Consider the following 6,872-nt stretch of genomic DNA (forward strand, 5'->3'; position numbering starts at 1 on the left):
GTCGTCCGCTGTCCGCCGTCCGTCGTCCGCTGTCCGCTGAGGTCCTGCACCGGACGTTCCTGTGCGCGCGGGCCGCCGTCGCGGCAGGATGCAGTGGTGCCCCAGACCATGCAGCGCACCCGGTGGTCCGCGACGACCCAGGACCCGACCCAGGCATCGGAGCAGCTCCGTGCGCTCCCCGACCTGCGTCGCGTCGACGTCGAACCCGGCGCCGACGGGTTCGCGTTCGACATGCGCCGGCGCGGGACCGACCTGCTCTCCCTGTGGTCCTCGGCGTCCTCGGGCGACGTGCACGGCGAGGTGGTGGCCGACTCCGCGATGGTCCTCTTCTGGCTGAAGTCGGGCAGCGGCGCGGTGGACGACGACCACGACGTCCGGACCGGCCGACCGTCGCTCTTCCGCCACGACCCGCAGCACGTGCGGTGGACCGGGTACGAACTGGACCTCATCCGCATCGACCGCCGGACCGTCGAGGAGGTCGCCGCCGAGCGGGGCGCCTGGCGTCCCGGCCCCTTGCGCTTCCAACCCCACCACATCCCGGAGGGCCCGGCGCTCGCCGCGTGGTGGCTCATGGTCCGGACCGTGGCCGCCGAGGTGCTCCGCGGGCCGTCCGTCGTGCCGGAGTCCCGCGAACGGGAACTCACCCGCTTCGCCGCCGGTGGGCTCCTCACCGCGATCCCGCACTGGCCGATCGGCGAGCAGGGGCCGCCGCCGACCGCCGCGGCCGCCCGGTTCGCCCGCGCCGAGGGGTTCCTGCTCGACCACGCCACCGAGCAGATCTCGGTCGAGGACGTCGCCGACGCCGCCGGGCTGAGCATCCGCGGCCTGCAGGAGGCGTTCCGACGGCACCACGGCGTGACCCCGACGACGTACCTCCGCCGCATCCGGCTGTTGCTCGCACGGGAGCAACTCGAGTCCGGCGAGGCCGAGAGCGTCGGCGACGTCGCCCGCGAGGTCGGGTTCGGTCACCTCGGCCGGTTCGCGAGCAGCTACCGCGCGGAGTTCGGCGAGCTGCCCCGGGAGACCTGGTCGGCGTCGCGGAAGGACCGCTGAGCTCGCTCCGGCCGACGGAGGTCAGGCGGTGGCTTCGCGGGTGGCGGCCTCGGCGGCGACCCAGGCGAGCATGCCGCACTTGACCCGCATGACGAACTTGGAGACGCCGTGGAAGGCCACGAGGTCCTCGAGGACGTCCTCGTCGGGTTCACCGGCGCCGCGGGAGCGCATCATCTCGCGGAAGGTCTCGGCGAGCGCCAGGAACTCCGGGACGGTCCGGCCGGGGGCCATGTCCGTCAGCACGGACGCCGACGCCATCGAGATCGAGCAGCCGTCCCCCTGCCAGGCGAGCTCCGCGATGCGGTCGGTGCCCGGTTCGAGCCGGACGCGGACGGTGATCTCGTCGCCGCACGTCGGGTTGCGTTCGAAGTGCTCCGCGTCGGCGTGTACGAGGGGGCCGTCGCCGTGGCGGGCCTTCGCGTGGTCGAGGATGACCTGCTGGTACAGGGAGTCGAGCGCGTTCACCGGGTGCCCGCCTCGTCCGCGCCGAAGTACCCGCGGATCTCGCTGACAGCCTGCACGAACCGGTCGACGTCCGACTCGGTCGTGTACACGTAGGTGCTCGCGCGCGTCGTCGCCACGAGCCCGAGGCGGCGGTGCAGCGGCTGGGCGCAGTGGTGTCCGGACCGGACCGCGATGCCCTGCGCGTCGAGGTACTGCGCGACGTCGTGCGCGTGCACGCCGTCGACGTCGAACGACACGAGTCCCGAGCGGGGCACGCCCGCCGGCGGTCCGACGACGCGGATCCCCGGGACGGCGGCGAGCCCGTCGAGCATGCGCTGCGCGAGGTGCTCCTCGTGCGCGCGGACCTGGTCCGTGCCGACCCGCTCGAGGTACCGCACGGCCTCGGCCAGCGCGACCGCCTGCGACACCGGCTGCGTGCCGGCCTCGAAGCGCTCCGGCGCGGGCATGTACTCGCTCGACTCCATCGTCACCGTGGTGATCATCGAGCCGCCGGTCCGGAAGGGCGGCAGCGCGTCGAGGAGCTCCGCGCGGCCCCAGAGCACGCCGATCCCGTTCGGCCCGAGCATCTTGTGCCCCGAGAACGCGGCGAAGTCCACACCGAGCCGGCCGAGGTCGAGCGGCCGGTGCGGCGCCGACTGGCAGGCGTCGAGCACGACGAGCGCACCCTTGGCGTGGGCGAGCGCGACGACCTCGGCGACCGGGGCGACCATGCCGGTGACGTTCGAGACGTGGGCGAAGGCGACGACCTTCGTGCGGTCCGTGATGCACGCGGCGGCGTCGGCGGCGGTCCAGGTGCCGTCGTCGCTGACGGGGACCCAGCGGAGCGTCGCGCCGGTGGTCGCGGCGAGCTCCTGCCAGGGGACGAGGTTCGCGTGGTGCTCGGCCTCGGTGACGAGGACCTCGTCGCCGGGCCCGAGCCGGAAGCGCTCGGCGGCGGCACCGCCCCGGCCGCGGCTGGCGTTCGCGAAGCCGTACGCCACGAGGTTGAGGGCGTCCGTGGCGTTCGCCGTCCAGACGACCTCACGCGGTGCGGCGGCGCCGACGAAGCGCGCGACCGTCGCCCGGGCGTCCTCGTAGGCGTCGGTGCTCAGGGCAGCGAGGGTGTGGGCACCCCGGTGGACCGCGGCGTTGTCGTGCTCGAGGAACTCGCGCTCGGCGTCGAGGACCTGCACCGGGCGCTGTGCGGTGGCACCGGAGTCGAGGTAGGCGAGCGGCTGCCCGTTCACCTCCTGCTGCAGGATCGGGAAGTCCGCCCGGATGCGGAGCACCTCGTCCTCGGTGAGCGGCGTGCTCGGTCCCACGATGGTCACGGTCGGTCCTCCTGGTGTCGCCGGTTCGGACAACCCGTCAATCGTGGTCGTTGTTCCCGTCGACGTCCAGTCGGACCGCCGTGGCCCGGCTGCTACTCGTTGCCGATGTGCTTGTCGGCCGTGTCGCGCGCGTTGTCGATCTTGTCGTCGTACTTGCCGCCGGTGGCCTTCTTGACCGCGTCGGCGACGCCGTCGAGCACCTTGTCGCTGACTCCCTCGGCCTTCTCGCTCTTCAGGGCGTCCTGCACCTTGCCGTCCTGCAGGAACTGCTGCGCCTTCTTGGTGATGTCGTCGAACCCGGCCATGATCGGCTCCTCCACTCGGGCGGAGCCGGTCTGCCCCGCGTGCGGCCGATGGTAGGCGGTCTCCTGCACGGTGTCCGGACGGCGTCAGGCCATCTGGGCGCTGCGGCGACGAGCGAGCACGTAGGAGACGGCGACGGAACCGGCGACGGCGAGCAGGGACGGCACGAGGATGTCGGTGCCCTGCTGGGTGAACTCCACGACGAGCACCAGGGCGGTGAAGGGCGCCCGCATCGTCGTCGCGAGGAACGCGGCCGCCCCGACGAAGGCGAACGCGGCGAGCGACGTCGAGTCGACGGGCCAGAGCAGCAGCCACAGCCCGCCGAGGCCACCACCGATCGCCGACCCGATCGCGATCGACGGCGTGAGGGTGCCCCCGACCGCCCCGGCGCCGATCGTGACCGCGGTGGTGGCGGTCTTCAGGACGCCGAGGACGAGCAACAGCAGGATCGGCACGAGCCCGAGCACCGAGGCGTCGTCGAGGGCGGCGTTCATGGCGACGACGCCGAGCGCCCGGCCGTTGCCGAGGACCTCGGGGAACGGGACCGCGACGAGCCCCACGAGCGCGAACGCCACCGGGAGCACGACGAGCAGGTGCCAGCCCTTCGGCGCGATCCCCTGCAGCCGGTTCGTCAGCTTCACGAAGCCGACCCCGGCGAAGCCCAGCACCGGTCCGACGATCACCGACCAGACGAGGAGCGACTCGGACATCGGCATGGCGGGCACGTGGTACAGCACCTCGTCGGGGATCACGAGCCGCGCGGTGAAGGCGGCGATCGCACTCGTGGCGAAGGCGGGCAACGCGGTCGCGAAGGTGAGCTCGCCGAGGAGCACCTCGACCGCGAAGAGGGCTCCGCCGAGCGGCACGTCGTACACGGCGGCGAGGCCCGCCGCTGCTCCGCACGCGACGAGGATGCGGGTCTCGCGGGCGGTGAGCCCCGCCCGGACGGTCACGAACTGGGCGAGCCATGCGCCGAGCTCGCGCGGCGCGACCTCCTTCCCGATGGACCCGCCGAGGCCCACCGCGAGGATCTGCACGCCCGCGTTCGCGACGGTCGAGAGCGCCGGCATCCGCTTCCCGGCGACCGCGGCGGTCACCGCCACCGTGGGCTTCGCCCAGCGTCGGAGCGCCCACCACGCGGCCGCGGTCAGGACGCCGGCCGCGGCGACCGCGAGGAACCGCCGCCACCCGGAGTCCGCGTCCGCCGCCTCGAGGTGTCCGCCGTAGGGGAACCCGAACGCGACGAACTGGATCAGCTGCAGCGCGAGCCACACCGCGACGCCGGCGATGCCGCCCGCGACGCCGACGAGGGCGGTGACGACGGCGATGCGGAGCGCCCAGATCGGGGTGGCGTGACCGGCCGGGGTCGCGTGGCCGGAGGCGGAGCGACCGGCGGCGGATGCCCGACCGGTGGGGGTGGCGTGACCGGTGCGCGGCATGGCGTCGAGCCTACCGAGCACCGGCCACGCGTCCGACCGCCGTGACGCCGGACGACGGGCCGTATCCGACCGCCGTGACGCCGGACGACGGGCCGCGTCCGACCGTCGTGCGCCCGGACGACGGGCCGTGTCAGACCGCCGTGACGCGGAACGGCACCACGGCGTCGGCGGGCAGGTGCGGCGGCTGGACCCCGACGGTCTCGAGCACCCGGCCGGAGAACTCCCGGGCGCCGGACCACCACGCCGGGGCCTGCAGACCGTGCAGCTCGCCGACGACGACCGGGTCGACCCGGTAGCGCGTCTCCGGGTCGAGGTCGCGGAAGCGCACCCGACCGGTGTTCGAGACGTCCGCCCAGCCCGTGCTCGCGAGGAAGAACACCGCGCTCCGCCGGTCCGGCGCGACGGTGCCGTACACGAGGCGGGTCGGCTCGACCTCGTCGACCCGGACCAGGTCGCCACCGTGCAGCAGCGGCCGGAGCTCCTTGTGGAGCGCGGTCCACGCGGCGAGGTCGCGGAGCTCGTCGTCGGTCGCGCGGGCGAGGTCCCACTCGATGCCGAGGTGCCCGACGAGCGCGGTGCCGGCCCGGAAGGCGAGGTCGTGGTACCGCCCGGTCGTGTGGTTCGTGCCGCTCGCGATGTGGGCGCCGAGGAGCTCCGGCGGCAGGAGCTGCTGCGTCCACCGGTGCATCCGCTGCCGCTCGGACGGGTCGATGCAGTCGGACACCCAGACGCGGTCGGTGTGCTCGATGATGCCCAGGTCGACCCGGGCGCCGCCGGACGAGCACGACTCGATCTCGAGCGCCGGGAAGCGCTCCTTGAGCGTCGCCATGAGCCGGTAGGTGGCGAGGGTCTGCTCGTGCACGGCTGCGCCGCCGCCGGGGAACCCAGCCTCGACGAGGTCGCGGTTGTGGTCCCACTTGACGTAGTCGACGCCGTACTCGCCGATGATCGCGGTCATCCGCTCGAGGACGTACGCGAACGCCTCGGGGATCGCCAGGTCGAGCACCTGCTGGTCACGGGAGCGCACGGGCAGCCGGCCGTCGGCCTGCATGATCCACTCGGGGTGTGCGCGCGCGAGGTCGCTGTCCTCGTTCACCATCTCCGGTTCGAACCACAGCCCGAACTGCATGCCGAGGCCGCGCACCCGGTCGACGATCGGGCCGAGGCCGTCCGGCCAGACACCCTCGTCGACGTACCAGTCGCCGAGCCCGGCGTGGTCGTCACGCCGGTGGCGGAACCAACCGTCGTCGAGGACGTACCGTTCGACGCCGAGGGCCGCGGCGCGCTCGGCGAGGTCGGTCAGGCGGTCGAGGTCGTGGTCGAAGTAGACCGCCTCCCAGACGTTGATCGTCATCGGGCGCGGTGTCGAGGGGTGCTGCGGGCGACGGCGGAGCCAGCGGTGGAAGCGACGGGCCTGGTCGTCGAGGCCGTCGCCGTACGCGAACCACACCCACGGCGTCCGGTACGACTCCCCCGTCCGGAGCCGGACCTCACCCGGCAGCAGGAGCTCCCCACCGCCGACGACCTGCCGGCCCGTGGACAGCCGCTCGGCGAGGTGCCGGTGGTTGCCGCTCCACCCGGTGTGCACACCCCAGACCTCGCCGTGGCCGAACCCGAACCCCGGCTCGCCGACCGAGAGCACCGTCGCGGCGTCCGGCCCGGTGCGGCCCCGGCGGTTGTCGCGCTCGTGCGTCCCGATGTGCAGCGTGCTCCGCTGCGGGGTCCGCTCGCCGCCCCACCGCCCGGCGAGGTCGAGGACCTCACGGGCGCGGTCCGGGATCGGCAGCGCGAGGTGCACGTCGTCGAGCGTGTAGGTGCCCTCGCCGGTGTTCGTCACCTCGGCGCGGGTGCGGACGAGCCCGGACGAGGTCAACTCGAGCTCGAGCACGATCGCGAGGCCGGCGGTATCGTCGCTCCCGCGCGCGACGACGCCGGAGTCGGTGACGTCGAGCGAGGACACCGTGAACGCCGGCGACCAGTCGTGTCCGTCACGGTGACCGGAGATCCCCGGGCGACCGTTCCAGCCGCGGTGCGGCTCCGGCAGGACCGCGAGCCGCACCGGCACGTCGGCCTCGTTCGGCGCGACGACGGCGACGTCGGCGGCGGCCAGGGCGACGAGGTCCTCCGGGGTCACGTCGCCGAGGGCGGCGCCCCAGTGAACGACGGCTGGGAGCGCTCCCGGAGAACAGTCGAGGACGAGGGAGACACCCTCGGCGGTGAGGTGGACGACGTCGGTCATGCAACGACCTTGGCACACGACCGAGGGCGACACGCGCGCGTGACGCGCGACCGGAGGTCGGCC

General features: G+C 73.7%; 6 protein-coding genes. 1 reads left to right on the forward strand and 5 read right to left on the reverse strand.

Annotation, left to right across the window (positions count from 1 at the left end):
* Window positions 1-96: 96 nt before the first annotated feature.
* Complete coding sequence (locus ACSW7Y_RS15270) at window positions 97-1,053, forward strand: helix-turn-helix transcriptional regulator (RefSeq protein WP_438127094.1); 957 nt, start codon at window positions 97-99, stop codon at window positions 1,051-1,053.
* A 21-nt stretch (window positions 1,054-1,074) separates the two neighbouring features.
* Here ACSW7Y_RS15270 and sufU read toward each other — a convergent pair whose 3' ends face one another.
* From sufU to ACSW7Y_RS15295, 5 genes are all read right to left on the reverse strand, one after another.
* Window positions 1,075-1,518, reverse strand: coding sequence for a Fe-S cluster assembly sulfur transfer protein SufU (gene sufU, locus ACSW7Y_RS15275; protein WP_438127095.1), 444 nt, complete (start codon window positions 1,516-1,518; stop codon window positions 1,075-1,077).
* Window positions 1,515-2,819, reverse strand: a complete 1,305-nt coding sequence (locus ACSW7Y_RS15280; RefSeq protein WP_438127099.1) for an aminotransferase class V-fold PLP-dependent enzyme — start codon at window positions 2,817-2,819, stop codon at window positions 1,515-1,517. Before ACSW7Y_RS15280 ends, sufU begins: the two co-directional genes overlap by 4 nt.
* 101 nt (window positions 2,820-2,920) lie before the next feature.
* Window positions 2,921-3,133: an antitoxin gene (locus ACSW7Y_RS15285; protein ID WP_438127096.1), complete on the reverse strand. Its 213-nt coding sequence runs from the start codon at window positions 3,131-3,133 to the stop codon at window positions 2,921-2,923.
* Window positions 3,134-3,217: 84 nt separating this feature from the next.
* A complete protein-coding gene (locus ACSW7Y_RS15290) occupies window positions 3,218-4,570 on the reverse strand; it encodes a chloride channel protein (protein ID WP_438127097.1) in 1,353 nt (450 codons plus the stop codon).
* A 130-nt stretch (window positions 4,571-4,700) separates the two neighbouring features.
* The gene (locus ACSW7Y_RS15295; protein ID WP_438127098.1) at window positions 4,701-6,809 is read right to left on the reverse strand and encodes an alpha-galactosidase; all 2,109 of its coding nucleotides are present in this window, start codon (window positions 6,807-6,809) and stop codon (window positions 4,701-4,703) included.
* Window positions 6,810-6,872 lie beyond the last annotated feature (63 nt).

The organism is Curtobacterium flaccumfaciens (assembly GCF_051548005.1).
Classification (GTDB): domain Bacteria; phylum Actinomycetota; class Actinomycetes; order Actinomycetales; family Microbacteriaceae; genus Curtobacterium.

What these genes read in the sequence shown, in the direction of transcription:
- ACSW7Y_RS15290 (WP_438127097.1), bottom strand. Translation starts at nt 4,570, where the DNA reads ATGCCGCGCACCGGTCACGCCACCCCCACCGGTCGGGCATCCGCCGCC.
- ACSW7Y_RS15295 (WP_438127098.1), bottom strand. Translation starts at nt 6,809, where the DNA reads ATGACCGACGTCGTCCACCTCACCGCCGAGGGTGTCTCCCTCGTCCTC.
- ACSW7Y_RS15285 (WP_438127096.1), bottom strand. Translation starts at nt 3,133, where the DNA reads ATGGCCGGGTTCGACGACATCACCAAGAAGGCGCAGCAGTTCCTGCAG.